Raw genomic sequence first — 26,467 nt, 5'->3', positions numbered from 1 at the left:
TCTGGCCTGGCGCTGGAAAGTCGCTACCAGCGCGAACGGGGAGTATGAAAGGGCGGCGCGCAGGGGCTTGTCAACCAGGCTATGTCCCTGTCGCCTGGTGCGTGACCCGTGGACAGCGTGACTGATGCTTTGATAGCGTGCCGCCGGCCAATCGCAGCCACGTTTAGCAGGGAAGACCGGTGATCACGGACAAAAGACAAACATTCTTGAGCGCAGCACGCTTCGACAACTTCTTTATCAACTACCGCAAGAGCGTGTGCTTCTTTGAAGAAAACACCTTCCAGGCCGACTCCGAGGCCCAGGAAAAGTCCGTCAGGGCCCGCTATTTCCAAAAGCTGATCTTCAAGGAAATCCTCATCCGCTACACCGCGGGTGATGCCATCGAATCCTTGATCCCCTTGCTGGAAACCTTGGTCGACAGCTACGAAGGGCTGCAGCGGCAATTGGCGATTTACCAGGGCATCCCCAACATCACCCCGCTGACCATCGACGACTGGCTCGACCAGTACGAAGAGTGCGTCCAGGTCTTCAGCCTGTGCATCCTGCTGCACCGCACCGACCTGCTGCAGCGCTTTGTCGCCCTGATCGACCCCGCCGGTTACGCCGGCGACGACACCCTCTACGAAGACTTGCTGTGCAAGCTGCTGCCTGAGCGCTATGACGTCGATCGTTGGTACCACGACCTCTACACCCCGCTGGTCCAGGCCATTTATGAAGAAGACCCGACCCAGGCCGCCACGCTGTTGCAGCAATACTGCGATGCCTGGTACCCGGCGTTCGAGCAGGCGCCCTGGCACGACAGCCACCTGCAAGGGGATGAGGGCAGCTACTGCGGGTACTGGGCTCTGGAGGCTGCAGCGGTGGCGTTTCTGTATGGGATCGATGACGGCGCGATTGAGTCGATGGTCTATCCCCGGGACCTGGTGGCCTACGCCAGGGATGTTCGGCCAGCTGATACGGGGCGGGTGGCGCCTTTGCCGGTGGGCCAGGCCTGTAGTCGGACGGGGTATTGGTTTGCGCCGCTGGAGACTGAGACGCGCGAGTATTTTGAGTCGGGGGAGGTGATGCCGCAGAGCGGTGGCGTTTGGTATTGGGTGGGGGAGGAATAGGGGGTGTGGATGACTGAGGTGCATCCACGGTCGAGATTTTTCAGGGCGGCTAAGGGGGGCTCGGCGTGAGCTCGCTCTTGTGATTGGAGCGAGGCTGATTGCCGGGCACACCCGTTGGGTGCCCGCCGTCCTTTGTAGATGTAACGTTTGAATAGGTGGTTTAGTCAGGGCAGATAAAATGCGTTACGGCTTGATCCACACCAACCCGGAAAGCCCCGCCGGGTGCTGTCCACCTCCGGCGAGGGCCCGATATGTTCCGCTGATCATCAGCACCCGGGCGCTTTGAGCTCCGAGCCGATGGTGACGGCAGTGACCGGCACATTTTCAAAGGCCTTCTGCGCGATGGAGGCGTATTTCTGGTCGCAGTTGAAGCGCGTTTCCATCACGTAGTCATCGCCTTCGGCCTTGCGCATGTGAGACTCCCACTGGCCGGAGGCGTCAAGCGCTGCATCCGATACCAGGACCACCTCCAGCAGGACTTCTCTGAATCCGACGGCATGGGGGCCTTCCCAGTGGGCGTAGACCGAAGGATCTGCGGCATTGCCGCACATGCTCAGGCAGTCGGCGGAGAAGCTCAGGCCACCACCGGACGAGGCGGTAAATGCACCGACGGTGAGGGGGTTGCCTGGAGCGGGAGCGTAGGTGCCGACGAACTGGGTCAAGTCAGCCTGGCATTTTGGCGTCAGTTCCAGGCGCAGCTTGCTGACTTTGCCGCCTTCGACCGTGGCGGTGATGTCACAACCCTGGACTTTGAAATGGTGATCGTTGCCGTTGGACTCCCGGGGGATGCCGGCTACCGATTCAAAGTAACGCTGATTGGTGCCCAACATGTCGCCGGTAAAGACTTCGGCAACGGAAGCGGCATGGGCAGTGTTGAGCGACATGGCCAGTGTTGAGGCGAGAAGGCTGAATAGCACCTTGTTCATAAGAGAGTCCTTTCAATGGGCGACCAGAACCCATGGTCATCATCAAGTGGGTTCGGGGGCGGGAGTGTAGCAGGCGGCGGTTTTGCGGTGATGAGTACATTTATGCTCACGACAGAGTGCCGTTAGTTGGGCAACAGGGCGTTGTCTCTGCTCAAGGGCCGAGGCCACTCAAGCGGAACGCTGAGTGATGGTCAGGAATATGCCGAAGCTCACAAGCAGGCCGCCAAACCCTCGGTCAATCCATTGCCGTGATGCCATCAACGTCTCGCGCATTTTTCCGCTTGAGAAGCACAGAGCGACCAGGCTGAACCAGGCTATGTGCGCACTCGCGATGAACAGACCGTATGCCACTTGCACCGTCACCGCGGTATCCGGTCTTACTAGGCCCATGAACAGGCTGACAATGAAGATCGATGTTTTGGGGTTCAGCGCGTTGGTGAGAAACCCCGTGCGCAGGGCGGCCAGATCCGAGATTGCCGGTGGCGGTACGTTTGGCTGTTCGCTCGCCGGCCCGGAACGGATCATCTTGATTCCCAGGTAGACCAGGTAAGCAGCACCCGCGAGCTTGAGCGCATTGAACAGCCAGGGCGTCTGCTGCAGGACCCACCCCAGCCCGAGCAGTGTGTAGCAAACGTGGACCAGAACCCCCGCGCCAATTCCCACTGCGGTCAGCAAGCCAGCCCGGCGAGACAGCAGCAATCCGTTGCGGGAAACCATGGCGAAGTCTGGCCCCGGACTGATGCAGGCGAGTAGGGTAATGGTGATCACTGCTATCCATTCGCTCATGCTGAGCCCTTGCGTTGTTATGATGGAAAGCAATGTTTACAGATCATATTCCTGGGCACTAACGATGATTTCTGATGAAAATGATGACTCAAGCTCACGAATCGGTGAGACGCGAATGCCTTCTCTGCTGGCATTGCGTTGCTTCGAGTCAGCCGGACGCTTCGAGAGCTTTGCCCGCGCCGCCCGCGAACTGCACCTGACGCCCGGCGCCATCAGCCGTGCCGTACGTGTGCTTGAAGAGGACCTGGGCGTTGACCTGTTCGAGCGCCGCAGCCGCAGGGTCTATTTGACGCACGCGGGAAAGCGCCTGGCGAACGCAGTGAGTGAGGGGCTCGGGATAATGAGCCAGGCAGTTCGCGAGATACGCACCGAAGCCCGGCGTACGCGGGTGCTTGTCCTGTCGTGCGAGCCAACGTTGTTGATGCGCTGGTTGATCCCTCGATGGAGCGACTTCCAACAAAGACATCAAGGGCAGGACATCCACCTGGTAGCCGGAGGTGGTTGTTTTTCGTTTGACCAGGGCATAGACCTGGCCATTCGCCGCGACGATTTTCCTCGGCCGCCCACCTACCATGCCGAGACACTGTTCACTGAAAAGGTTGGCCCTGTATGCCGGCCCGAGAAGGTCGGCCAATGGTTTGGCAAAGCCAGAAAGAGCCTGAGCCCCACGGCGCCATTGCTGCAGACCGCCAGCAGGCCTGACGCCTGGCAGGAGTGGGCCGGTGCAAGTGGACTCAGTCTTTGCGTGGCGCAGAGGCAGTCTTTCGAGCACTTCTATTTCAGCATCCAGGCGGCGGTCGCGGGCCTGGGGGTTGCCATCGGTCCGTGGCATCTGGTGCGCGATGATGTTCAGAGCGGTGTCTTGGCCGCACCGCTGGGATTTGTCGAGGATGGCTCGCGCTATTGCCTGTTCTCTCCCGCAGCGCTCAAGCAGGGCAGCCTGGAAATGGATCTGCTCAAATGGTTGCAGACAGTGGAATGAGGTGCGGCGTGCTTCAGCGACCCGCCGGCCAGACACAGGCATCGCGGCCCACCCCCAAAACGTAGCTTGAGCAAACGCGGCTAGGCGTGTTGATGCGGCGATAGACGACTCTATTGGCGACCGAACTTCCAGGAGCTTTTCCAGTGTCAGACGTGCCGATCCATTTCGCTTACACAACACGCTTCAACGCCGTACTCGCCTACATTGACGCCAATCTTGAAGGTGACCTGTCGGTGAAGACGTTGAGCCAGGTGGCGAACTTTTCGGCGTTTCACTTCCATCGGCAATTCACCGCGTTCGTTGGCGTGCCTGTCTCACGTTATGTGCAACTGATGCGACTAAGGCGCGCGGCACATCGCCTGGCCGCCGCTGCGGATCACTCGGTACTGGAGGCCGCGCTTGGTGCCGGCTTTGAAAGTCCCGAGGCATTTTGCCGGGCGTTCAGAAGGGCGTTCGGTATGACGCCCAGCGCGTTCAGGAAGGAACCGAACTGGCAGGTCTGGAGTGCGGTCTTCGCCATCCCTCACTTTTCTAGGACGATCATCATGCAAGTAAGAATCGTAGATTTCCCTGAAGTCACAGTCGCAGCGCTTGAGCACTGCGGACCCGCCGGGCTGGTCAATGAGAGCGTGGGCAGGTTCATCAAATGGCGTATGCAGAGCGGCCAGTCGCCGGTGGCATCGAGTCGCACCTTTGGCATTCCCTACAACAACCCCGATACGACACCTGCCCACGCATTCCGCTTCGCAATCTGCGGCGAGATTCACGAGGCCGTGGCGCCGAATGAGTTCGGCGTGCACGAAATGGTCATTCCGGCCGGTCGCTGCGTCGTGGTGCGACACACCGGGTCGCCGGATCACATCGGCGAAACGATCTATCCGATTTACCGCGATTGGCTCCCGGCCAGTGGCGAGGAACTGCGTGATCATCCGCTGTTCTTCCACTACCTGAGCGCCTACCCCGAGACACCTCAGGATCAATGGCAAACAGATGTGTACGTTCCGCTGCAATAGCGGAACAGGCGGCTTTTAACCCTGAACGGGCGTTGACGAATGTCTGTTCAGGGGCGAAAGGTGCTTGCTTGGCAAGTGCGGGACGTTCTTCCAGAGGGACAGGGGCGCAGTTCACGGCCTTTCCCGATGGCAGGCACTCATGACCACACCAAGGAAGAATTACTGGGACACCGCCGACATCAGCAACTTGCGAATTTCCCCGGTAATCGCACTTTTGGTGCCTTGTTCCAATATCCCCACCCGGCGTACTGCCAGGTCGCCCGGCAATGGCAGCACCCGCAGGCTTGGGTCTTTGTGCCAGTCGAAATTTTTCAGCAGCGGCACAATCGCCACCCCGACTTGCTGGCGCACCAGATCGGCGATTCCGATGATCGAGTTCAGCTCCAGAATCTCCAGCGGTTCTACCGATTCACTCTTGATGATCGACTGCACCTTGCGACCCACTGCCGTGGACCTGTCGTAGCGAATAAACGGCTGGGTTCTCAGCAACTCCACCGCGTCGTTGATGCCGGCGGTCTGCGTGGCATTGGCGAGCATGACGATGGGTTCGTTGTAGAGCAGGGTCCAGCTCAAACCACTGAAGTTTTGCCGCGCAGTCTCGATCAGCAGCGCGGCGTCGAGTTTGGCGGCTTGCACCAGGTTGACCACTTCGTCGGAACGGGCGGTCATCAGGTTGACCGAGATCCGGGGGTGCAGTTTTTTCAGTTGCACCAGGCAATTGGCGAGCAGGCCCATGCCAGAGGTGATGCCGCCGATCGACACTTCGCCCTCCATGGCCTCGCCATCGGGGGCTTCGGCGATCATTTGTTCGTAGTCCGCCAGCAGGCGCTTGGCCTTGGGCAGCAATAACACGCCGTCGCGGCTCAGCTTGATCTGCCGCTGACTGCGGTCGAACAGCGGGCGGCGCATTTCTTCTTCGAGTGCGCGCATTTGTTGGCCGACGGCGGCGTTGGTCAGTGCCACGCGGTCGGCAGCGGCGGCAAAGCTGCCGTACTCGGCGACGGCGATAAACGTCTTGAAAAAGCGAATGTTGCTCATGGGTCAACTCGCAACCAGGGGTAGGGTGTGATCGTAAAGGTTTTGTTTGCTCAGGATAAAGTTTAATTAGTTTTTCTTTTTATAGCGCCCGGCCAATACTCAAGTCCGAACTGACTCGGCGAACTTTCCATGAGCAATCCAGATACCCATCCAGACACCAACACCATCGACGCGGCCTTGCGTGCGGCCAAAAACGTGTATCACCTCGGCGCTACCACGGTGTACTCGCACCACGAGGACAGCCGTTTTGCCTACACCCTCTATGTGCCTGAAACCATCGAAGACAGCTCCCGGCCAGTGGACCTGGTGGTGTCGCTGCACGGCTCGACCCGTGCGATGGAGATTTATCGCAATGGCTTCGCGGAGTTTGGCCGCTGGAACGATTGTGTGATCCTGTCGCCGCTGTTCCCGGTCGGCGTGCTGGGTGACAGCAATGGCGATGGCTACAAGCAACTGGTCGAGGGCGATATCCGTTACGACCAGGTGTTGCTCGACATGATCGCCAGCGTCGGCAAGCGCTACGGGCGGCGCTTCGATACCTTTGCGCTGTTCGGCTATTCCGGCGGCGGGCAATTCACCCACCGGTTCTGCTACCTGCACCCGGAGAAACTCTGGGCGGCGTCCATCGGTGCGCCGGGCTCGGTGACCTTGCTGGACGCCGAGCAGGACTGGTGGGTCGGCGTGCGGGACTTCGCGACGCGCTTTGGCAAACCGTTGAACCTGCAAGCCTTGCAGCAACTGCCGGTGCACATGGTGGTCGGCGATTCAGACCTCGAAACCTGGGAAATCACCCACCGCGAAGGGGGCAAGCACTACATGGCCGGTGCCAACGCGGCCGGACGCACGCGCCCGGAGCGCCTGGCCAGCTTGAAGGCGAGTTTCGAAGCCGCCGGCGTGCACGTGCACTTCGACCTGCTGCCCAACGTCGCCCATCAGGGCATCAAGGCCATGCCGGCTGCCCAGGACTTCTTCGCCAAGGTGTTGCGCCGCAAGCGCAGCCTTGGCTGATACACCGTTAGTAGATGCACTCAGAACAGGCCGTATAACAATAACCAAGGATTCACTCATTCTGATGCCGGTCCTGCCTTGGCCCTCGCCACTGACCGGAAAATTTCTTCAAGGAGTCTTTCTCCCGTGAATAGTTACGTAAAGACGGCCCTGGCCGTCGCGATGTCGGCGTGCACCTTTTCCATGGCCGTCGCGCAAGACAAGGTCATCAGCGTGGGTCTCAATGGTGATATCCGCAGCACCGACCCGGGCGTCAACCGTGACGACAATACCGATGCGGTGATGATGCATATCGTCGAAGGGTTGGTGGCGTATCGCGAAGACACCAGCATCGCGCCGATGCTGGCCAGTGCCGTCGCTATATCGCCAGATGGCCTGCGCTACACCTTCAGTCTGCGAGACGGCGTGCACTTCCAGAATGGCCAGCTGTTGACGGCCAAGGATGTGCAATGGACCTGGCAGCGCTACCTGGACCCCAAGACCCAATGGCGTTGCCTGGCAGAGTTCGACGGGCGTGGTGCTGCCAAGATTGTCGATGTCGCCACCCCTGACCCGAAAACCGTGGTGTTCACGCTGGACCAGGCCAACGGCTTGTTTCTCGCCGCGATGGCTCGCCCGGATTGCGCCGGCAGCGGCATCCTGCACCCGGACTCGCTGGCCGCCGATGGCAGTTGGCGTGCGCCGATTGGCACCGGGCCGTTCACCCTGGGCAAATGGCAGAAGGGCCAGTACGTCGAACTGGATCGCTTCAAGGAATACACGCCGCGTGCCGAGGCCGAGGCGGACGGGTACACCGGCAACAAGCAGGCGTTTGTCGACAAGGTGCGTTTCGAGGTGATCCCCGATTCGGCCTCGGCCAAGGCCGCACTGCTCTCGGGTGGCGTCGACCTGTTGCCGGACGTGACGGCGATGGACGCCGCGCAACTCAAGCAGGTCAAGAATCTGCAGATCCAGGTCAGCCCGATCATGACCATCAGCGGCCTGCTGTTTCAGACCCGTGACCCGTTGCTCAAGGACGTGCGCATTCGTCGCGCGGTGGCGCTGTCCCTGGATTACGCGCAGATGGTGGCGGCCTTGTCCGATGGCTTGTCGGTGGTCAACAACTCGGTCATCCCCACCGCCAGCCCGTACTACGACGACACCGCGCACCAGGGCTACACCTACAATCTCGACGAGGCGCGGCGCCTGTTGAAAGAGGCCGGTTACGGCGGCGAAAAAATCCGCATGCTGGTCAACAAGCGCTACCCGCAGATGTTCGACATGGGTTTGCTCAGCCAGGCCATGACTCAGGCGGCGGGGCTGAATATCGAGATGGAAACCCTGGAGTGGGGCACGCAGCTGGAGCGTTACCAGACCGGCAGCTACCAGATGATGTCGTTCTCCTACTCGGGGCGTTTCGATGCGGCGCAGAGCTACGAATCAGTGATTGGCGACAAGCAGAAAGAGCCGCGCAAGGTCTGGGACAACCCCGAAGCCTTGGCGATATTGCGCGAGGCCCAGCGTGAGGTTGACCCCGCCAAGCGCCAGCCGCTGTTCGACAAGCTGCACACCTTGATGCTCAAGGATGTACCGATGGTGGTCATCTACAACGGCACCGCCATCGGCGCCATGGGCAAGCGCGTTGAAGGTTATCGCTCCTGGCCCGTTGCCAAACCGCGCCTGTGGGGCGTGAAGCTGGCCGACACTTCCAAGTAAGGCGTACCGCTATGTTTCGATTCATATTGCACAGGCTCGGCATGGCGGTGCCGACCCTGCTGTTGATCTCGGTAATTGTATTTGCCTTGATTCGCCTGATCCCCGGCGACCCGGCGTTGCTGATGCTGGGTGATATGGCCGACCCGCAAAGCCTCGCCGACATGCGCAGCAGCCTGGGGTTGGACCACTCGGTGGTGACCCAGTACCTGATCTGGATCAAATCGGTGCTCAGTGGCGATCTCGGGATGTCCATCAGCAGCCGCCAGCCGGTAGTGGAGTTGCTGATCGAACGCTTCAGCGTCAGCGCCACAGTGGTGCTCGTCGCGGTGTTACTGGCGACCCTGCTCGCGGTGCCGGTGGGTCTGCTCGCGGCCTGGAAGCAAAACAGCGCGCTGGACTTGGGCCTGGTGGCTACGGCGACCTTGCTGCTGTCGGTGCCGAGTTTCTGGTTGGGCTTGTTGTTGCTCTATGTGTTTGGCATTCAGCTCGGCTGGTTGCCGGTGATCGGTTACGTCGGCTTTGCCAGCGACCCGATGAAAGCGCTGACCTATGTGGTGCTGCCGATCATCACCCTGACCCTGGTGGAGTTCGGCGCGATTGCGCGGATGGCGCGGGCCAGCACCATCGAAGTGCTGCGCCTGGAGTACATCGCCCATGCGCGGGCCAAGGGGTTGTCGGAGGGAGCGGTGCTGTGGAAACACGCTCTGCGCAACGCGTTTGCGCCCACCTGGACCTTGATTGGCCTGATTCTCGGCAATTTGCTCGGCGGCATTGCGGTACTGGAAACCGTGTTCACCTTGCCCGGTATTGGCCGCCTGATGGTCGATTCGATCTTCTCCCGTGACTACCCGGTGCTGCAGGGTTGCCTGCTGCTGGTCACCTGCATCTACGTGTTGGTCAACCTGTTGGTGGATCTGTTGTATCCGCTGTTCGATCCAAGGGTGAAGCTATGAACCTCAAGACTCCTGCCTTGTCCACAGGGCTGGATGCCCAGCCGCGACGTGCCTGGCGTTACCCGCCGTTGAATGCGTTGATCGGCGGCAGCCTGCTCGCGGCACTGGTATTGCTGGCGTTGCTCGGCGTGGTGTGGACACCTTTTGACCCGCTCAAGCTGGACCTGTTGTCGCGCCTGCACGCGCCCAATGCTGTGCACTGGCTGGGCACCGACGAATTCGGCCGTGACGTGTTCAGCCGATTGATCATTGGTGCACGCACCAGCTTGTGGATCAGCCTGCTCTCGGTGAGCGTGGCGGTTATCTGCGGCACGGTAATCGGTATGCTTGCCGGCTACCTGCGCGGCTGGACCGACCGCGTGCTGATGATGCTCAACGATGCCCTGCTGGCGTTTCCGGGCATTCTCATGGCCCTGGGCATCATGGCAATCGTTGGTGCCAGCCAGTACGGCATCGTGCTCGCCCTGGGCATTGCCTATACCCCGTCAGTGGTGCGGGTGGTGCGAGGAAGTGTGTTGTCGTTGCGTGAGCTGGAGTTCATCGAGGCGTCTCGGGTTATCGGCAACTCCGAGCTGTACACCATGTTCCGTCATATCACCCCCAACTGCTTGGCGCCGCTGTGTGTGCTGGGCACCAGCATGTTCGGCTGGGCGTTGCTCTCGGAGAGTGCGCTGAGCTTCCTTGGCCTGGGCGTACCGCCGCCGGCCGCGACCTGGGGCAGCATGCTCTCGGCGAGCCGCACCTACATCTCGACGGCACCGTGGCTGGGGATCTTCCCGGGCATTTTTATCAGCCTGACGTTGCTGGCTATCAATCTGTTCGGCGATGCCTTGCGTGATCGTCTCGACCCGCGCATGAGGAAATGAGCATGAGCGTTCCAGTGCCATTACTGGCCGTTGAAAATCTACAGATTCGCGTCGGTGCGGACGGTCCGCTGGCCGTCGATGATTTCAGCTTCACCATGGCCCCTGGCGAGATCGTCGCGCTGGTCGGCGAATCGGGCAGCGGCAAGACCATGGCCGCACGCGCTGCCATTGGCTTGCTGCCGGCGCCGATGCAGGTGTGTGGTGGGCGCATCATGTTCCAGGGCGAACCGCTGGACAGCGGCAATGCCAAGGCGATGCGTGAAGTGCGCGGTGCGCGGATCGGCATGGTGTTCCAGGAGCCAATGGTCTCGCTCAACCCCGCGCTGACGATTGGCCGGCAGATGAGCGAGGCGCTCAAACTGCATACCACGCTGGATGCGGCGACGATCCGCGAGCGCTGCCGCGCCATGCTGCAACGCATCGGGATCAAGGATGCCGAGAAATGCCTGGGGTCCTACCCGCATCAGTTCTCCGGCGGCATGCGCCAACGCATCATGCTGGCCTCGGTGATGTTGCTGCGTCCGGCGCTGCTGATCGCCGACGAGCCCACCACGGCGCTCGATTGCCTGGCACAACTGGACGTGATCGAGTTGATGCTGGAGCTGACGCGCGAGCAAGGCACGGCGATTTTGTTCATCAGCCACGACTTGTCCCTGGTGGCGCGTTATGCCCACAAGGTGGTGGTGATGCGTGCGGGCAAGGCGGTGGAGCAGGGCCGTATCGAAGACATCCTGTTCGCGCCGAAGGCCGACTACACCCGGCAGTTGCTTGAAGCGCTGCCACGGCGCGGCGAGCTGGTGCCATTGCCGGCCGCCGACCACGCGTTGTTGCAGGTCCGGGATGTGTGCATCGAACACCCGGGGCCGCGCAGTTTCTGGGGCCGCAGCGTGCCCAAGCGCGTGGTGCATTCGGTGAACCTGAGCATCGCACCGGGCGAGACCTTGGCCCTGGTCGGTGGCAGCGGTTCGGGCAAAACCACCCTTGGGCGGGCAGTGGTCGGGTTGGTCACGCCCTGCGCCGGGGCCATCCTGTTCCAGGGCGTGGATATCCTCAAGGCCGCCAACCGGGCACACCGCCTGCAATGCCAGATGATTTTCCAGGACCCGTATTCGTCCCTGGATCCGCGCATGACCGTCGGCCAGATCATTGCCGAGCCGCTGCGCCATGAGCCGGGGCTGACGGCCGCGCAAAAACGCCAGCGGGTCACCGAGACCCTGGTCGACGTCGGCCTGCCCGAGCAGTTCCGTGAGCGCTTTGCCCATCAACTCTCCGGTGGCCAGCGCCAGCGCGTGGCGATTGGCCGGGCGCTGGTCAGGCGACCCAAGCTGGTGATTGCCGACGAGCCGATTTCGGCACTGGACATGACCATTCAAAAACAGATTCTTGAGTTGTTTGAGCGCTTGCAACGCCAGTACGGGTTCGCCTGCCTGTTCATCTCCCACGACCTGTCGGCCGTGGAGCGCATCGCTCATCGCGTGGCGGTGATGAACCAGGGCGAAGTGGTTGAGATGGGGCCGCGCGACACCCTTTTCGACAGCCCGCAACATCCCTATACCCGCCGGCTGCTCGCAGCGGCCAGCCCCTTGGAGAAACGTGCGGATGGCAGTTACCGCCTCCGCGCCGGTGTGATTTAGGTACTGCTGCACCCCAGGCCATGTTCTGAAACCCAAACCTTCGTCAATCGGTGATTGGCGAAGCGGGCGAAGCCATGGCCGAAGAAAACAAAAACAACCCCACTCAACCTGTCTGCCAGGAACCTCCACATGAATAACCGCATCAACAAAGTTGTCACCAGTGCCAGCGTCATGGGCGTCGGTTTCATGCCCTTGTTTGCCCAGGCCGACTTTGTCGCCGACAGCAAGGCCTCGCTTGAATTGAAGAACTATTACTTCAACCGCGACTACCGCGAGTCCAGCGGGCAGAACAAGCGCGCCGAATGGGCGCAGGGGTTTATTCTCAACCTCGAATCGGGCTTTACCGAAGGTACGCTGGGGTTTGGCCTGGACGCGGTGGGCATGCTGGGCGTGAAACTCGACTCGAGCCCGGATAACTCCGGCACCGGGCTGCTGGCGCGCTCCAGCGTGGCCGAGCCGGGCTCTCCCAGCTATGCACGCCGTGCCCATGACAATTACTCCAAACTCGGCATCACCGGTAAGGCGCGCATGGCCCAAAGCGAGCTGCGAGTGGGCTACATGGTGCCGGACCTGCCCACCCTGCAACCCAACCTCAGCCGTCTGTTCCCCCAGAGTTTCAGTGGCACCGCGCTCACCTCCAAGGACATCGACAAGCTGACCCTGACCGTGGGCCAACTCGACCAGGTCAAGCAGCGCGACTCGACCCACTACGAGGACATGGGCCTGACCAGCCAGTACGGCGCCTACAAAAGCAGCGCCAAAAGTGATGAGTTCCGCTACGCCGGCGGCGAGTACAAGCTCACGCCAACCACGCTTGTGACCTATCAGTACGCGCAACTGGAAAGCCTCTACCAACAGCACTACCTGGGTTTGAAAAACAGCTTCAAGTGGGGTCCCGGTACGTTCAAGACCGACATCCGTTACTTCAACGCCAGTGAAGACGCTGCGGCCCTGGCCGGCAAGGTGGATAACCGTGCGTTGAGTACCCGTATCGGCTACAGCCTCTATGGCCACAACCTCAGCGGCGGTTACCAGGCACAGTACGGCTCGACGCCGTTCACCTACGTGGATGGCACTAACACCTACCTGTTCACCGAGTACCAACTGGCCAACTTCTCCCAGACCGGCGAGCGCGTGTGGCATGCCCGCTATGACTATGACTTCGCCTCGTTGGGCCTGCCGGGCCTGCTGTTCTCGACGCGTTACGCCAAGGGCGACAACGCCAAGGTCATCGGCTTCAAGGGCGAAGGGCGCGAGTGGGAGCGCGATTTCAGCCTCGGCTACGTGGTGCAAAGCGGCACGTTCAAGGATGTGTCTGTGCGTTGGCAGAACGCCAGCGCCACCAGCAACTTCACCCGTGACACCAACGAGAACCGAGTGATCCTGGGTTACACCGTGGCGCTCTGGTAGCAGTAACGGCGGGCAGCCGGGTCAGCCTGTTGCCCGCCAAGGCAGTGGAAATGAGGGGATAGATCAGATGACGAGTTTGCCGTTGCGGCGGGCACTGCCCAGCCACCAGCGCGTATCGGCGCGTGGCGTGAGTGATTTCATTGAGGCGGTGAACGCTGCGGGCCTGGAGCTGCACAGTTTCATGCTGTACCGCGACGGTGCGGTGGTGGCCGAAGCGTTTTGGGCGCCGTATCGCGCCGAACGCTTGCATGTTCAGCATTCGGTCACCAAGAGCTGGGTATCCATGGCCATCGGGCTGTTGGTGGATGACGGCGTGCTGTCGCTGGAGGCCAAGGTGGTGGATTTTTTTGCCGCAGATTGCCCGTCACCGATCAGCGCCAATCTGGCAGCCATGACCGTGCGCGATTTGCTGACCATGCGCACCGGCCATCGCCAGGGCATTTCCGGCGGGGCCTGGCGTGGGCGCAGTGAAAGCTGGGTCAAGCTGTTCCTCGATGAACCGGTTGAAGACCCGCCGGGGCAGCAGTTTATCTACAGCAGTGCCTCGAGTTTCATGCTCTCGGCGATTGTCAGCGTGGTCAGCGGCCAGACAGCCTTTGAGTTGTGCAACGCACGTATTTTCCAACCCATGGCCATGGGGACCATCGAATGGGACCTGGCACCTGGCGGCTTCAACACGGGCGGCAATGGCCTGAGTTGCAGCACCGAGGACTTGCTCAAGTTCGGTGTTCTGCACTTGCAACAAGGCCACTGGGAAGGGCAGCAGTTACTGTCCCGGGAGTGGGTGGCCGAAGCCACCCGCGGGCATGTCGATGATGTATGGATGGGGGCCTTCGACGGCAAGCGCTACCAGGGCCGCGACTCGAGCGATGCAGGCGTCACGCGCCGTGAAGGCTACGGCTACCAGTGGTGGATGACCCTGCACGGTGGCTACTACGCCTCCGGGGTATTTGGCCAGCAGTGCATCGTCTTGCCCCGCCATAACGCGGTGATTGCGTTTACCGCCGGGCTGCCCTTGGGCGAGCGGCGCTTGCACAGCCTGCTCTGGGAACACCTGTTGCCGGCGCTGGACGTGCCCGCCGACGGCGCGGCGGATGCCGAATTGGCGGCGTTGTTGGCAAGCCAGCGGCGGCCGTCCCTTTCAGGGGCGTCGACTTCGCCGCGTCACGCCGAGTTCAACGGCACATTTGTGATGGAGGCCAACGCCGATCACGTCAGCGAAATACGCTTGGTGCTGGGCCCTGACCATTGCGACTTCTACCTCACCGACCCCCGTGGCACCCACTGCATTCGTGCCGGGCTGGCCGACGGCATCGAAAGCCGGACCAGCATGACCGGTCATTATCTGCATCACCAATACCAGCCCGAGCTCACCCCGGTGGTGGCGCAGGCGCGCTGGACCGACGACGGGGCATTGAGCATGACCTGGCAGTTTGTCGAGATGGCGTTTTGTGACCGTGTCAGCTGCCGTATCGAGCGCGGCATGTTGTACGTGGACCGCAGCGTCAACGTTAACGCAGGCCCGTTGCAGCGCCCGACGCTGACCGGCCATCCAAGAACCGCTTTGCAGGAGTCGCTATGAACGATATTTCCAACCCGACAGGTGCCGAGTGTGGCGCGTTCTGGGCACCGTTTACCCCGATGCGCCAGTTTCAGCAGCAACCGATGATGTTCGCCAGTGCTGACGGCATGTACTACACCACCACCGATGGGCGTCGTGTACTCGATGCAATGGCCGGGCTCTGGTGCGTCAATGCCGGACATGGTCAGCCGAAAATCGTCGAGGCCATTCGCGAGGCGGCGGGGCGCCTGGACTTTGTTTCGTCATTCAAGATGAGTCACCCCCACGCCCTGGAGATGGCCGAGCGCCTGATCGACATCAGCCCGGCCGGCATGCAACAGGTGTTTTTTACCAACTCAGGTTCCGAGGCTGTCGACACCGCGTTGAAGATTGCCCGGGCCTATCACCAGGCCCGCGGCGACAGCCGCCGTACCAAGTTTATCGGGCGTGCCAAGGGCTATCACGGCATGGGTTTCGGCGGGCTGTCGGTGTCGGGTATCGGCCGGCAGAAGCGTGACTTCGGTCCGTTGCTGGGCGAGGTGTCACACCTGCCGCTGCCTTACGACGCGAGTATGCGTTTCAGCGCGGGGCAACCGCAGCAGGGCGTCCATTACGCCGACGCGCTGACCCAACTGTTGGACATTCAGGATCCGAGCACTGTTGCGGCGGTCATCGTCGAGCCGGTGACCGGCTCCGGCGGGGTCTACCCGCCGCCCCAGGGTTATCTGCAACGCTTGCGCGAGATCTGCAGCCGGCACGGCGTGCTGCTGATTTTCGACGAAGTGATCACCGGTTTTGGCCGCGTCGGCGAAAGCTTCGCCGCCCAGGCATTCGGCGTAACACCAGACCTGATCACCACCGCCAAAGGCCTGACCAACGGCGCCGTGCCCATGGGCGGCGTGCTGGTCAGCGGTGCGGTATACGAAGCGTTCATGGCTGGGCCGGCGAACGTCATCGAGCTGATGCACGGCTATACCTATTCGGCGCATCCGCTGGCGTGTGCGGCCGGGTTGGCGACCATCGAGGTGCATCGCGAACTGGGCATTAATCAACACGTCAACGCGGTCAGCGGGCTCTGGCAGTCGGCCGCGCTGGCGCTGCGGGGTGTGGGGCCGGTGCTGGACGTACGCACCATCGGTTTGCTGTGCGCCGTCGAACTCGAGCCGCGCTCCGGTGCCGCCGGCGCGCGTGGCAGTGACGTTGCGCAGTGGTGCTTTGAGCACGGCGTACTGGTGCGCGGTTCGGGCGACACCATCGTGATTTCACCGCCGTTGGTGATCAGCCAGCAGGAGATCGCCCAGGTGTTCGACACCTTGGCGGCTGCCTTGAATCAGGTGGCCTGAAGGGAGTCGAGGGTATGTCCGATTTGTTTGAGTTCTACATTGACGGCGCCTGGGTCAAACCCCACGGCGAAACCGTCGAGACGGTGATCAATCCGTCCACCGAGCAAAGGGTTGCGCGCATCATCCTGGGCGACGCGCACGATGTAGACCGTGCGCTCGGAGCGGCCCGGCGGGCTTTTCCGGCGTTCGCCGCGAGTTCGCTCGAGGCACGTATCGACTTGCTGCAGCGCATCATCGAAGCCTACAAACGCCACAGCGAGGCGTTGATCGAGGCGGTTCATCTGGAGATGGGCGCGCCGCTGTCCCTGGCCCGAAGCGCTCATGTCCCGGCAGGCCTGGGCCATCTGGCGCAGGCGTTGGAAGTGCTGCGCGAGTACCGCTTCGAACGGCGCCTGGGCCAGACCCTGGTGGTGCGTGAGCCTATCGGCGTGTGCGCCCTGATCACCCCCTGGAACTGGCCCCTCAATCAACTCACCTGCAAGCTCGCACCCGCCCTGGCAGTGGGCTGCACCGTGGTACTCAAGCCCAGTGAGTGTGCGCCGTTGTCAGCGCATATCGTCGCGCAAATCCTGCATGAGGCCGGGGTGCCGAAAGGGGTGTTCAACCTGGTCCACGGCAATGGGCCGGGGGTTGGCGCTGCGCTGGCCAGCCATGCCGAGGTGGATATGGTGTCGTTTACCGGCTCGACCCGCGCCGGCATCGCCGTGGCCAAGGCGGCGGCCGATACAGTGAAGCGTGTGTCCCAGGAACTGGGCGGCAAATCGGCAAATATCCTGCTCGACGACGCCTACCTGCCTAGCGCGGTGCGCCACGGGGTACAGGCCTGTATCCGCAACAGCGGCCAGTCGTGCAATGCGCCAACACGCCTGCTGGTACCGCGCGCGCAGCAACCGGCGGTGATTGATATCGTCCAGGAAGTGCTGGCCCAGGTGTGCTTCGACGACAGTCACCCGACCTCCGCCATCGGTCCCGTGGCCAATGCCCTGCAATTCGAACGGGTACAGGCCATGATCGCCCAGGCCATCGCCGAGGGTTCGCGCTTGATCGCCGGAGGGCTGGGACGACCACAAGGGGTGGAGCGTGGCTACTACGTGCAACCGACGGTATTTGCCGACGTCACCCCGGACATGCTGGTGGCACGGGAAGAAATCTTCGGCCCGGTCCTGGCGATCATGCCGTACGACAGTGAAGCCGAGGCAATAGCCATCGCCAACGACAGTCCTTATGGCTTGTCAGGCTACGTCACCTCGACCAGCCTCGAACGCAGCCGCGGGGTTGCGCGGCAATTGCGCACCGGCATGGTCCATCTCAATGGCGCCCGCGCCGACCAGGCCGCGCCGTTTGGCGGCTATAAGCAGTCGGGTAACGGGCGTGAGTGGGGGGAGTTGGGGTTTGACGAGTACCTGGAGAACAAGTCGCTGTTTGGCTATTGACGGTTTCAGAGGGGCGCTGCGGGGCGACAGTTAGATCAGCCGGGATTGCCGTGTTGATGATGAGTGGATCGGATCATTGCCGGTTCGACGTGGTCACGAAAATGACTAAGCGTGAGGCAGGCAATGGTGGCGGCATTTCCCGCCCATCATCAGCCCCCGCGAGCCTTGAGCTCCGAGCCGAGGGTGACGGCAGTGAGCGGCACCTTTTCAACGGCGGGCAGGGCTTTGTTTCAGCGCTCTATACAATCCCCACCCGCAAACCATAAAATGAGAAGCATTATCATTAATGCGAATCTCCCATGCACGACAACAGCCTTTTCTCCCCCGTCGCCCAGTTGTATGTGAACCATCACGGCTGGCTGCGGGGGTGGTTGCATCGGCGGTTGGGGCACAGTGCCGATGCCGAGGATTTGGCTCACGACACCTTTATCCGCGTGTTGCGCTCCCAGGAGGATGTGCGTGAATTGCGCCAGCCCATGGCGTTCCTGGCGACCATTGCCAATGGCTTGCTGATCAATCGCTGGCGACGCCAGGCCATCGAGAAGGCGTATCTGGAGGCGTTGGCGGCACGGCCGGAGGCGTACGAGCCGTCGCCGGAAGAGCGGCATTTGATGATCGAGACCCTGTTGCAGCTCGATTCGTTGCTGGTGGGATTGTCAATGCGGGTGCGGCAGATTTTCTTTTTGTCCCAGCTCGACGGTTTGACCTACCCGCAGATCGCCGTGCAGTTGAGCCTGACCGTCGCGCAGGTGCAGCGGGCCATGGGCAAGGCGTTCAGTGTCTGTTATGCGAGCCGTTTCGAATGAGTGAGGCGGTGGTTGATCCCCGGGTGCGCGATTGCGCCATCGATTGGATGGTGCGCATGCAGTCCGGACTGATGGGCACTGCCGATCAACAGGCACTGGAGCAGTGGCGGCAGGCGAATGCCGAACATGAATACGCCTGGCAGCGGGTCAGCAGTTTGCCGCTGCTGTTGCAGCCGGGGGCGAATCTGCTGGGCGATGCCACGGCGCGCCGGGCACTGGAGGCGGCCGGGGCCGATCCGCAGCGCCGGCGGCAAGTGCTCAAGTGCCTGCTGGCCCTGGGGCTGCTGGGCGGGGTTGGCTGGCAGGGGGCGGAGTCGACCCTGGTGCGGTCGGCGCTGGCGACCTGCCGCACCCGTATCGGCGAGCGGCGACGCTGGGCGCTGGCAGACGGTGGCGCGCTGTGGCTGAACACTGCCAGTGCGGTGAACCTGGAGTTGAGCGCAACGCAGCGCAGGGTGCAGTTGGTCGAGGGCGAAATGGCCCTGGATATGCCGGCTGCGTCGGCTTCGCTGCAACTGCTGAGCGAGGACGCGGTGCTCTACAGCCATGGCGCCCATCTGCTGTTGCGCCAGGATCGGCAGGGCACCCAGGTCAGGGTGCTGCGCGGGTTGGTGCAGGTCAGTGCGCGCCATCATTCGGCGCCGGTGCCGCTGCACGCTGGTTGGCAAACCCGGGTCGACGGCCGGGGCGTCGCCGCGCCAAGCCCCGTCGATACGGTCCTGGCCCAGGCCTGGCTGCGGGGCATCTTGCCTGCCGAGCGCATGCGTCTGGACCAGTTGCTGGCGGAGCTGTCGCGCTACCGCCCAGGCATTTTGCGTTGCCGTGCCGAGGTCGCGGCCTTGCGCGTGACCGGCAGTTTTCAACTGGACGACACCGATGCCGCACTGGCGTTGGTGGCCCTGGCGCTGCCGGTGCGTATCGAGCGCCGGACCCGTTATTGGGTGACGGTGGTGCCGGCCTGAAACTTTTTTTTCGTCGGGACGATAGTTTTTCAGATGTGCTTTGGCCTTTAGGTATTACCCACCGAAACAGGTGGGTCTCGACCCCTAGGAGCCCTGCATGATTTTCCCCGCCCGTGCCTTGTGCACTCACACCCTTGGCGTGCTTTTCCTCAGTGTGCAGCCGCTGTACAGCGTGGCGGCGTTCGCCGCTGCCGAGCGCCAGCACTACAGCATCGAGGCCGGCCCGCTGGATCAGGTGTTGTCGCGGTTTGGCGCCGAGGCCGGCATCAGCATGGCCGGCAGCGCGCTGCTCACGGCGGGCAAGACCAGCCCCGGGCTGCACGGGGATTTCAACCCGGAGGCGGGCTTGACCCAACTGTTGAGCGGGACTGGCCTGAGCTATCAGCGCCAGGCCGATGGCGGCTATGCCTTGCGCGTTGGCCAGGGGCAGGGCGCGGTGGTGCTGCCGACGCAGCAGGTCAAGGGTGAAAACCCCGAGCAGGCCGAGGTCTACCGGGCGCCGCGCTCGTCGGTGTACATCTCCGGCGAAGACATGCAGCGCTTTGGTGTGGTCTCGATGGGGGATGTGCTCAAGGGCCAGCCCGGGGTCCAGGTGGGCGACAGCCGCAATGGCGGCGGCCTGGATGTGAATATCCGCGGGATCCAGGGCCAGAGCCGGGTGGCGGTGACGGTGGACGGTTCGCAGCAGGCGCTGGATGTGTATCGCGGTTATGCCGGCACCCAGCAGCGCAGCTACATCGACCCGGACATGATCAGCGACATCAGCATCGACAAGGGCCCGAGCCTGACCTCCAGCGCCATCGGCGGCACGGTGAAGATGCGCACCCTGGGTGTCGGCGACATCCTCAAGGACGGCCAGAACATCGGCCTGCGTCTGAAGGGCGACGTCTGGAACAACGGCGTGGCCCCGGCCTCCCGTGACCCGCACTCCCGGACCGAAGACCTGTACTCGGAACCGCACCAGAGCCGGGGCGGCCTGTTTGGCTCCGAGGCGCAGGCCGGCAGCGCCGCGTTCGCCTATTCCCATGAACGGTTCGACGTGGTGGCAGCCTATGCCCACCGCAAGCAGGGCAACTATTTCTCCGGCAAAAAGGGCCAGGACCGCTACCGCACCTTTGACCGTTATGACCAGGAAGAAACCAGCGTGGCCACCACCTACAACGCTGGCGAAGAGGTGCTGAACTCGTCGGCCGAGACCGAGTCGTTCCTGCTCAAGACCACGATCCGCCCGGCGGACGACCACACCTTCGATTTCGGTTATCGCCGCTATGACGGACGCATCGGCGAGATCATGCCTTCGGATATTTTTCGCTTCGGCACCGGCGGCATTTATCAGTACCCCCTGGGCCATACCAAGATCGACACCTACACCGCACGCTACAACTACCTGCCCTCGGGCAACCCGTTGGTGGACCTGACTGCCGACCTGTGGATGACCGACGCGCAAACCAGCCAGTTGACCTCATGGTCGGCACCGGCCTCCCAGGCTTTTCGCACCGACCGCGCCTGGAGCCGCCAGGCCAACCGCCGCACGGGCGGTGGCCTGGCCAACACCTCGCGGTTCGAGACCGGTTACGGCGACTTGAAACTGGACCTGGGCGGCTCGTTCCAGCTGGAGGAGCTGCGCCCGCAGAAGGGCGTGCTCACCACCCAGGACGATATCAACGCCAACCGCAGCTTGCGCGAGGGTTCCCGGCAGGAGTTCAGCTTCAACGGCAAGCTGGAATACAAGCCACTGGACCAACTGACACTGTGGGGGGGCGGGCGATACACCCATTTTCGCAGCAAGGATCAGGTCGCCCAGGCGACGGCGCGCAAGGAGGTGCGCGAGCACAAGTACGTGACGGTCAACAAGCCCGGTGACTATGGCTACCTGATGTGGTTCCCGGACCAGAACGGCCTGTATACCGACGCCACCGACCCTCGCCTGAACAACGGGATCGTCTTCAACAACACCAACTACCCGTTCGAGGGCACGCCCTATAACCAATACGGCGCGACCGATACCGACGTCGGCGACGCTCAAGTGGGCAGCGTGGTCAGCGGTTATAACTATTCCGGCAAGGACAGCAACAGCGGCGGCGCCTTTGCCCCGGCCTTCGGCATCAACATCGAAGTGCTGCCGGACACCTTCGTCTATGCCTCCTACACCCAGGGTATTCGCATGCCTTCGTTGTTCGAAACCGGTCACGGCGTGCAGCAGACGACCCCCGGCAAGGGCCTGAAACCCGAGCGCTCGAGCAACTGGGAGATCGGTGCCAGCACCCTGCAAAAAGGCTTGCTGTTCGATGACGACTCGGCGGCGATCAAGCTGGCCTACTTCAACAACAGCATCAAGAACTACATCACCCGCTACTACGACCCGAGCCCGGGCCTGTGGGGCTTGATGCGCTTCAGCAACACCGACAGCTATAAAACCAGTGGCCTGGAACTGCAGACCCGCTACGACGCCGGCCGGGTATTTGCCGACCTGTCATCCACCTACTACCTGAAGACCGAAACCTGCGACGCGGCCTTCGCCGCCACCCTGCGCGCCACCGCTAACCCCTACCAGAAAACCAGCGACACGCCGAACTGCACCCCGGGCAGTTTCATGGGCTCCTACACCAACACCCAGAACCCGCCGCGCTTCGCCGGCAACCTGACCACCGGCCTGCGCTTCTTCGACCAGAGCCTGACCCTGGGCACCCGCATCACTTACACCTCGGGGCCCACGGTGACCGCCGACAAACCGTGGCAGACCGGCGCCACCACGCCACAGCTGAACTACCGCGAAGTGGCGCTGTTCGATCTGTTCCTCAACTACAAGTTGCAGGAGCACGCCCAGCTCAATGTCTCGCTGCAGAACCTGACCGACCGCTATTACCTGGACCCGCTGGCGCAAAGTTTCATGCCGGCGCCCGGACGCACCCTGCGGGTGGGGCTGCAAGCCCGGTTCTAAGGCGATCAGGCCTGGGCGTTGACGCCGATCCGGGCCTGCAGCCAGTCCTGATACTGCGCCAGGCTGTCCGTCGCCAGATCGCCGTTTTTCGCGCTCAGGGTCTTGCCCTCCAGGCGCCCGATCTCCAGCAGGTACTGCAAGCCGTTGGCGATATGGGTGGCGTCGCTTTTGCCGAGGGACTGCACGTCGGGCAGTTCGACCTTGTTGCTGCTGGGATCGAAGGTCGCCCAGCTGGGGTTGGCACGGTAACGGGCGGTCATCTCGGCCGTGGCTTTCTGGCTGTCGAGAAAGCTGGCGTCGAGTTGGGCCTGGAGTTGCGGCGTGGCGTTGGCGACCTCGATCCTGCCGGCCTTGAGGGTGCCGTTTTCCAGCGACTTTCTGAGGGCGTCGACAGCCGGCAATGAAAATGAACTGCTTCCGATCATGGTGGTGCTCCCTGGTTGGTATCCGTGGAGCTCAGCAAAACTCGGGCCATGGCGGCGCAGCCTTGCCCGGCAAGGGCGTGGCCTGGGCGCTGGGCGAGCAGGTGGCAGCGGCTTGCCGAAATTGGCTAGGGCCTGCCGCCCGAGCGCTTCCCGCTTAAGCCCGGGGCGGCAGATTCAGCAGCCTGATCTCGAGGATTTCCACGGTTTCCCAGACCCGCTGCGTGATGTAGGGCTCGTCCTCAAGCCATTGGTCCAGTTCCGCGCGCCGGGCAAAACCCAGGTGCACGTTGGAGCCGATCATTTTGCCTTGGGGGTCCAGCAGTACGCCGCCGCCAAGCAGTCGGCCCTGGTCGGCGAGCTGTTGCAGGCGCTGCAGATGCTGTTCGCGGCAGGCCATGCGGCGTTCCAGGGCATCGTCATAGTCGTGGGCGATCAGGGCAAAGGGCATGGCGGTGTCTCCGAGGTGGGGGCGGGCACGGCAATCGCGCAGTACCCGCAGGTAGGGGATCAGGCGCGCTGGGCGAGCGCTGCGTGCGGGCGCTCGGCGGCAGGTTCGCTGGCCGGGCGTGAAAGCAGGGCAGCGATTGCGGCCACTAGGGCCAAGCCACCGATGAAGTAGCCCACGGGCAGCCAGGCATGGCCGTCGCCGAGCAGCGCATAACACACGCTTGGCGAGAAGCCGGCAACGATAAAGCTCAACTGGGTGGCCAGGCCGACGCCGGTGTAGCGCACGCGAATGCTGAACATCTCCGCGTAGAAGGACGGCCACAGGGCATTGGGGGCGCTGTAGACGATGCCTTTGAGCAGCACGGTGCTGAAGATGATCAGCCCGATCTGGCCGGTGGTGATCGACCACAGGAACAGGAACACCCCGGCGCAGCAGGCCAGGGACCCCGCGGCGAAAATGCGCTTCTTGCCGATCCGGTCCGCCAGCAGGCCGAACAGCGGTTGGCAGACCAGGGCCACGACCTGGCTGGCGGCGATCGCCGAGAGCATGGACGCGCGGTCCACCTGCTGGTTATTGGTGGCCCAGGACAGGCCGAAGATAATCACCAGCGACGACACCGAGCAGATCAGGGCGCAACAGAACACCACGACAAAGGCGCGCCATTCCTTGCTGAACATCTCCAGCACCGGAATCTGCGAAGCGTCGTGTTTTTTCGCCATGAATTCGGGGCTCTCATCCACCCCACGGCGGATGATCCAGGTAATCGCCACCATCACCGCGCTCAGCAGGAACGGGATGCGCCATCCCCAGGCCAGCAGCTGTTCTTCAGACAGCATCGACAGCGGGATAAACACCGACGTAGCGAGGATCGAGCCCATGGAGGCGCCGTTGATCAACCAGCTGGTGTAGAACGCCTTGTTCTTGCCGGGTGCGTGTTCCATGGTCAGCAGGCTGGCCCCGACCTGTTCTCCTCCGGCGGACAGGCCTTGCAGCAACCGGCACAACACCAGCAACGCCGGGGCCCAGGCGCCGATGATGGCGTGGGTCGGCAGCAGGCCGATGGTGAAGGTCGCCAGGCCCATCAACAGCAGGGTCATCATCAGCACCTGCTTGCGCCCGAGGCGATCCCCCAGGTGCCCGAACAGCAGTGCGCCGATGGGCCGGGCGATGTAGCCGACGCCAAAGGTGGCAAGGGCCGCCAGGGTGCCGGCCATGGGGTCATCGGACGGGAAGAAGATTTTGTTGAAGACCAGCGCCGCCGCCGAGCCGTAAATGAAGAAGTCGTAATACTCGACCACGCTGCCGAGAAAACTGCCGAAGGCGGCCCGGCGGGCCATGCTCCGGTTGTCGGGTTGAGGGGTATTCATAAGCAACCTTTATTGTGATTGTGGTGGTTGAACCAAGTGCTGCTCAGCGGGTGCCGAAGGGCGCCAGCTGGCTGCCGCCGCAGACGTGAATGACTTCGGCGGTAATGAACGCAGCGTCGCTGGAGGCCAGGAACGAGGTGGTGTTGGCGATATCCTCGGGGGTGGTCAGGCGCTTGAGCGGGGTGTCGCCGATGGAGCTGTCGGCCATGCGCTGGAAGCTCTCGGCATCGCGCCCATCGAGGGTAAAGGCCGAGGGCAACAGCCCCGGGGCGATGGCATTGACCGTCACGTTGTGCGGCGCCAGCTCCCTGGCCATGGAGCGGGTCAGGCCCACCAGCCCGGCCTTGCACGCGACGTAGGCGGGCGGGCCGCCGGCGACCCAGCAGCGCGAGACGATATTGATCACCCGGCCGCTGGCCTGGGCCTGCCAGTACGGCGCGACCTTCTGGCACAGCAGGGCCGGGCCGCGCAGGTTCACCGCCAGCATGTGGTCCCACTGGGCGACGTCAAAGTCGTAGATCGAGCCCCGGTGGTTGACCGCCGCATTGTTCACCACCACATCGATGCGACCGAAGGCGGCGCCGGCCTGGGCGACCATGGCGACGATCGACGACTCATCGCCGAGGTCGGCCTGAATCGCCAGGGCGCGCTGGCCCGGCTCCAGGTGCAGGGTTCGCAGCAGTCCCTGGGCGGCATCCAGGTTCAGGTCCACGGCGACCAGGTCCAGGCCGTCGCGGCACAGGCGCGTGCAAATGGCGCGGCCCAGTTCGCCGGCGGCGCCGGTGACCAGGGCCACGCGGCGGTGGGTGTGGGGGCTGTTCATTGGCTGATGGCCTCGTGGCGGGAAGAGACGGCGGGCTCGCTGTCGAGCCCCATGTAGTGCCGGACCAGGGCCCGGTTGCGCGACAGTTTCTGCAGGTCGCTGTAGGTGCTTGAAAAGTCCTCGATCGACACCCAGTCGCTGAAGCCACTGGCGCGCAGGGTGGCGAGCATCGCCTGCAACGGCAGCACTCCGGCGTCGGGTGGGCACCAGTCCCACTGCCAGCCCTGGCCCGGGCCGAGGGGGCGGTAGGCGACGTTTTTAATCTGGACATGGGCCAGGTGCGGGCCCATCAGGTCCAGGGACAACTGCACATCCTCGCGGCCCTCGATGGCCAGGTTGCCGATGTCATAAATGATGCCCAGGTGCTGGTGCGGGTAGTGTTCGGCCACGCGCATGGCCAGGGATGGGCTGGAGCAGATGGTGCGCTGATGCACCTCCAGCACCAGGCGCACGCCCTGGGCCTGGGCCCGCGGCAGGATCTGGTCGAGGAAGCGGCGCATCCGGGCGTAGGCCTCGGGGTAGCGTTCGCCTTCATAGCCGGGGGCCCACAGCCGCAGCCGGGCCTGATCGGCGAGGGCGGCGAGGTCGATCATGCGCAGGGTCTGGTCAAGGTCGCCCACGGTCAGGTAAGGGCTGAGGCCAAACACCTTGAGGCCCAGGGCCAGGCAATGGCGCTGGATGCCCTCGATCGCCGCAGCGTTGGGAGCGATGGTGCAGCGGTTGTTGCTGCGGGCGTTCCAGGGTTGGCTCGGGTCGAGCGGGCGGGTATCTGCCACGCGCCACTCGACCCCCTGGTAACCCAGGCGGGCCAGTTCGTCTGCCAGCGCCTCGGGGCTGAGGCTGGGCAGGGACGCGCTGGAGGCGCCTAGTCGCGGCTCGGGGTGGGTCATGGAACGGGTCCTCGCAAGGTCGGTCGGTGAAGTCAGGAAGCATGCTAA

23 protein-coding genes are annotated in these 26,467 nt (G+C 62.9%); 15 read left to right on the top strand and 8 right to left on the bottom strand.

The annotated features are described in order from the left end of the window. Window positions 1-179 precede the first annotated feature (179 nt). Entirely contained in the window at window positions 180-1,109 is a 930-nt protein-coding gene (locus MF4836_RS25570; RefSeq protein ID WP_078472633.1) for a PoNe immunity protein domain-containing protein, read from the top strand. A gap of 266 nt (window positions 1,110-1,375) precedes the next feature. Here the strand turns inward: MF4836_RS25570 and MF4836_RS25565 are convergent, their stop codons facing one another. Together MF4836_RS25565 and MF4836_RS25560 are read right to left on the bottom strand one after the other, a co-directional pair. Then, window positions 1,376-2,035, bottom strand: coding sequence for a hypothetical protein (locus tag MF4836_RS25565; protein ID WP_078472632.1), 660 nt, complete (start codon window positions 2,033-2,035; stop codon window positions 1,376-1,378). 168 nt (window positions 2,036-2,203) lie between these two features. Further along, entirely contained in the window at window positions 2,204-2,821 is a 618-nt protein-coding gene (locus MF4836_RS25560) for a LysE family translocator (protein ID WP_078472736.1), read from the bottom strand. Window positions 2,822-2,885: 64 nt separating this feature from the next. Between MF4836_RS25560 and MF4836_RS25555 the strand changes: the two genes are divergently transcribed. Together MF4836_RS25555 and MF4836_RS25550 are read left to right on the top strand one after the other, a co-directional pair. Next, window positions 2,886-3,803 carry a LysR family transcriptional regulator gene (locus MF4836_RS25555; RefSeq protein WP_078472631.1) on the top strand — a complete coding sequence of 306 codons (918 nt, stop codon included), beginning with the start codon at window positions 2,886-2,888 and terminating at the stop codon, window positions 3,801-3,803. A gap of 143 nt (window positions 3,804-3,946) precedes the next feature. Beyond that, the gene (locus MF4836_RS25550; RefSeq protein WP_078472630.1) at window positions 3,947-4,816 is read left to right on the top strand and encodes an AraC family transcriptional regulator; all 870 of its coding nucleotides are present in this window, start codon (window positions 3,947-3,949) and stop codon (window positions 4,814-4,816) included. A 159-nt stretch (window positions 4,817-4,975) separates the two neighbouring features. On the opposite strand, the gene MF4836_RS25545 is transcribed toward MF4836_RS25550, so the two are convergent. Then, window positions 4,976-5,854: a LysR family transcriptional regulator gene (locus MF4836_RS25545; RefSeq protein WP_020298223.1), complete on the bottom strand. Its 879-nt coding sequence runs from the start codon at window positions 5,852-5,854 to the stop codon at window positions 4,976-4,978. 129 nt (window positions 5,855-5,983) lie between these two features. Here MF4836_RS25545 and MF4836_RS25540 point away from each other — a divergent pair, with 129 nt between their 5' ends. From MF4836_RS25540 to MF4836_RS25485, 12 genes are all read left to right on the top strand, one after another. Continuing rightward, on the top strand, window positions 5,984-6,862 hold the full coding sequence (locus MF4836_RS25540) for a hydrolase (RefSeq protein WP_078472629.1): 879 nt from the start codon (window positions 5,984-5,986) through the stop codon (window positions 6,860-6,862). Between the two features lie 126 nt (window positions 6,863-6,988). Beyond that, window positions 6,989-8,557: an ABC transporter substrate-binding protein gene (locus MF4836_RS25535; protein ID WP_078472628.1), complete on the top strand. Its 1,569-nt coding sequence runs from the start codon at window positions 6,989-6,991 to the stop codon at window positions 8,555-8,557. 11 nt (window positions 8,558-8,568) lie between these two features. Continuing rightward, window positions 8,569-9,510, top strand: coding sequence for an ABC transporter permease (locus MF4836_RS25530; protein ID WP_078472627.1), 942 nt, complete (start codon window positions 8,569-8,571; stop codon window positions 9,508-9,510). Continuing rightward, window positions 9,507-10,376: an ABC transporter permease gene (locus tag MF4836_RS25525; protein ID WP_078472626.1), complete on the top strand. Its 870-nt coding sequence runs from the start codon at window positions 9,507-9,509 to the stop codon at window positions 10,374-10,376. The genes MF4836_RS25530 and MF4836_RS25525 overlap by 4 nt, the downstream gene beginning before the upstream one ends. A 2-nt stretch (window positions 10,377-10,378) precedes the next feature. After that, window positions 10,379-12,010, top strand: a complete 1,632-nt coding sequence (locus MF4836_RS25520; protein WP_078472625.1) for an ABC transporter ATP-binding protein — start codon at window positions 10,379-10,381, stop codon at window positions 12,008-12,010. A 129-nt stretch (window positions 12,011-12,139) separates the two neighbouring features. Next, the gene (locus MF4836_RS25515; protein ID WP_078472624.1) at window positions 12,140-13,420 is read left to right on the top strand and encodes an OprD family porin; all 1,281 of its coding nucleotides are present in this window, start codon (window positions 12,140-12,142) and stop codon (window positions 13,418-13,420) included. Window positions 13,421-13,487: 67 nt separating this feature from the next. Next, window positions 13,488-15,002, top strand: a complete 1,515-nt coding sequence (locus MF4836_RS25510) for a serine hydrolase domain-containing protein (protein ID WP_078472623.1) — start codon at window positions 13,488-13,490, stop codon at window positions 15,000-15,002. Then, window positions 14,999-16,324 carry an aminotransferase class III-fold pyridoxal phosphate-dependent enzyme gene (locus MF4836_RS25505; protein WP_078472622.1) on the top strand — a complete coding sequence of 442 codons (1,326 nt, stop codon included), beginning with the start codon at window positions 14,999-15,001 and terminating at the stop codon, window positions 16,322-16,324. Before MF4836_RS25510 ends, MF4836_RS25505 begins: the two co-directional genes overlap by 4 nt. Window positions 16,325-16,338: 14 nt before the next feature. Further along, window positions 16,339-17,757 carry an aldehyde dehydrogenase family protein gene (locus tag MF4836_RS25500; protein WP_078472621.1) on the top strand — a complete coding sequence of 473 codons (1,419 nt, stop codon included), beginning with the start codon at window positions 16,339-16,341 and terminating at the stop codon, window positions 17,755-17,757. 299 nt (window positions 17,758-18,056) lie between these two features. After that, entirely contained in the window at window positions 18,057-18,563 is a 507-nt protein-coding gene (locus tag MF4836_RS25495) for a sigma-70 family RNA polymerase sigma factor (RefSeq protein ID WP_078472620.1), read from the top strand. Further along, window positions 18,560-19,525 (top strand): DUF4880 domain-containing protein, encoded by a 966-nt coding sequence (locus MF4836_RS25490; protein WP_078472619.1) that lies wholly within the window; start codon window positions 18,560-18,562, stop codon window positions 19,523-19,525. The genes MF4836_RS25495 and MF4836_RS25490 overlap by 4 nt, the downstream gene beginning before the upstream one ends. Before the next feature lie 97 nt (window positions 19,526-19,622). After that, complete coding sequence (locus MF4836_RS25485) at window positions 19,623-22,466, top strand: TonB-dependent receptor (protein ID WP_078472618.1); 2,844 nt, start codon at window positions 19,623-19,625, stop codon at window positions 22,464-22,466. 5 nt (window positions 22,467-22,471) lie between these two features. Here the strand turns inward: MF4836_RS25485 and MF4836_RS25480 are convergent, their stop codons facing one another. The 5 genes from MF4836_RS25480 to MF4836_RS25460 form a co-directional block, all read right to left on the bottom strand. After that, window positions 22,472-22,891, bottom strand: a complete 420-nt coding sequence (locus MF4836_RS25480; RefSeq protein ID WP_078472617.1) for a hypothetical protein — start codon at window positions 22,889-22,891, stop codon at window positions 22,472-22,474. Between the two features lie 154 nt (window positions 22,892-23,045). Further along, window positions 23,046-23,339, bottom strand: coding sequence for a YciI family protein (locus MF4836_RS25475; RefSeq protein WP_078472616.1), 294 nt, complete (start codon window positions 23,337-23,339; stop codon window positions 23,046-23,048). 59 nt (window positions 23,340-23,398) lie between these two features. After that, on the bottom strand, window positions 23,399-24,706 hold the full coding sequence (locus MF4836_RS25470; protein WP_178102988.1) for an MFS transporter: 1,308 nt from the start codon (window positions 24,704-24,706) through the stop codon (window positions 23,399-23,401). 43 nt (window positions 24,707-24,749) lie between these two features. Then, window positions 24,750-25,529 (bottom strand): SDR family NAD(P)-dependent oxidoreductase, encoded by a 780-nt coding sequence (locus tag MF4836_RS25465; protein WP_078472615.1) that lies wholly within the window; start codon window positions 25,527-25,529, stop codon window positions 24,750-24,752. After that, a complete protein-coding gene (locus MF4836_RS25460) occupies window positions 25,526-26,419 on the bottom strand; it encodes a sugar phosphate isomerase/epimerase family protein (protein WP_078472614.1) in 894 nt (297 codons plus the stop codon). The genes MF4836_RS25465 and MF4836_RS25460 overlap by 4 nt, the downstream gene beginning before the upstream one ends. Window positions 26,420-26,467 lie beyond the last annotated feature (48 nt).

Source organism: Pseudomonas sp. MF4836 (genome assembly GCF_002018875.1).
In the GTDB taxonomy this organism is placed as follows: domain Bacteria; phylum Pseudomonadota; class Gammaproteobacteria; order Pseudomonadales; family Pseudomonadaceae; genus Aquipseudomonas.
Note: the sequence above shows the minus strand (reverse complement) of the source record. Positions and strands in the feature narration are given on the sequence as shown.

What these genes read in the sequence shown, in the direction of transcription:
- MF4836_RS25565 (WP_078472632.1), bottom strand. Translation starts at nt 2,035, where the DNA reads ATGAACAAGGTGCTATTCAGCCTTCTCGCCTCAACACTGGCCATGTCG.
- MF4836_RS25560 (WP_078472736.1), bottom strand. Translation starts at nt 2,821, where the DNA reads ATGAGCGAATGGATAGCAGTGATCACCATTACCCTACTCGCCTGCATC.
- MF4836_RS25555 (WP_078472631.1), top strand. Translation starts at nt 2,886, where the DNA reads ATGATTTCTGATGAAAATGATGACTCAAGCTCACGAATCGGTGAGACG.
- MF4836_RS25545 (WP_020298223.1), bottom strand. Translation starts at nt 5,854, where the DNA reads ATGAGCAACATTCGCTTTTTCAAGACGTTTATCGCCGTCGCCGAGTAC.
- MF4836_RS25540 (WP_078472629.1), top strand. Translation starts at nt 5,984, where the DNA reads ATGAGCAATCCAGATACCCATCCAGACACCAACACCATCGACGCGGCC.
- MF4836_RS25530 (WP_078472627.1), top strand. Translation starts at nt 8,569, where the DNA reads ATGTTTCGATTCATATTGCACAGGCTCGGCATGGCGGTGCCGACCCTG.
- MF4836_RS25525 (WP_078472626.1), top strand. Translation starts at nt 9,507, where the DNA reads ATGAACCTCAAGACTCCTGCCTTGTCCACAGGGCTGGATGCCCAGCCG.
- MF4836_RS25520 (WP_078472625.1), top strand. Translation starts at nt 10,379, where the DNA reads ATGAGCGTTCCAGTGCCATTACTGGCCGTTGAAAATCTACAGATTCGC.
- MF4836_RS25515 (WP_078472624.1), top strand. Translation starts at nt 12,140, where the DNA reads ATGAATAACCGCATCAACAAAGTTGTCACCAGTGCCAGCGTCATGGGC.
- MF4836_RS25510 (WP_078472623.1), top strand. Translation starts at nt 13,488, where the DNA reads ATGACGAGTTTGCCGTTGCGGCGGGCACTGCCCAGCCACCAGCGCGTA.
- MF4836_RS25505 (WP_078472622.1), top strand. Translation starts at nt 14,999, where the DNA reads ATGAACGATATTTCCAACCCGACAGGTGCCGAGTGTGGCGCGTTCTGG.
- MF4836_RS25500 (WP_078472621.1), top strand. Translation starts at nt 16,339, where the DNA reads ATGTCCGATTTGTTTGAGTTCTACATTGACGGCGCCTGGGTCAAACCC.
- MF4836_RS25495 (WP_078472620.1), top strand. Translation starts at nt 18,057, where the DNA reads ATGCACGACAACAGCCTTTTCTCCCCCGTCGCCCAGTTGTATGTGAAC.
- MF4836_RS25490 (WP_078472619.1), top strand. Translation starts at nt 18,560, where the DNA reads ATGAGTGAGGCGGTGGTTGATCCCCGGGTGCGCGATTGCGCCATCGAT.
- MF4836_RS25485 (WP_078472618.1), top strand. Translation starts at nt 19,623, where the DNA reads ATGATTTTCCCCGCCCGTGCCTTGTGCACTCACACCCTTGGCGTGCTT.
- MF4836_RS25480 (WP_078472617.1), bottom strand. Translation starts at nt 22,891, where the DNA reads ATGATCGGAAGCAGTTCATTTTCATTGCCGGCTGTCGACGCCCTCAGA.
- MF4836_RS25475 (WP_078472616.1), bottom strand. Translation starts at nt 23,339, where the DNA reads ATGCCCTTTGCCCTGATCGCCCACGACTATGACGATGCCCTGGAACGC.
- MF4836_RS25470 (WP_178102988.1), bottom strand. Translation starts at nt 24,706, where the DNA reads ATGAATACCCCTCAACCCGACAACCGGAGCATGGCCCGCCGGGCCGCC.
- MF4836_RS25465 (WP_078472615.1), bottom strand. Translation starts at nt 25,529, where the DNA reads ATGAACAGCCCCCACACCCACCGCCGCGTGGCCCTGGTCACCGGCGCC.
- MF4836_RS25460 (WP_078472614.1), bottom strand. Translation starts at nt 26,419, where the DNA reads ATGACCCACCCCGAGCCGCGACTAGGCGCCTCCAGCGCGTCCCTGCCC.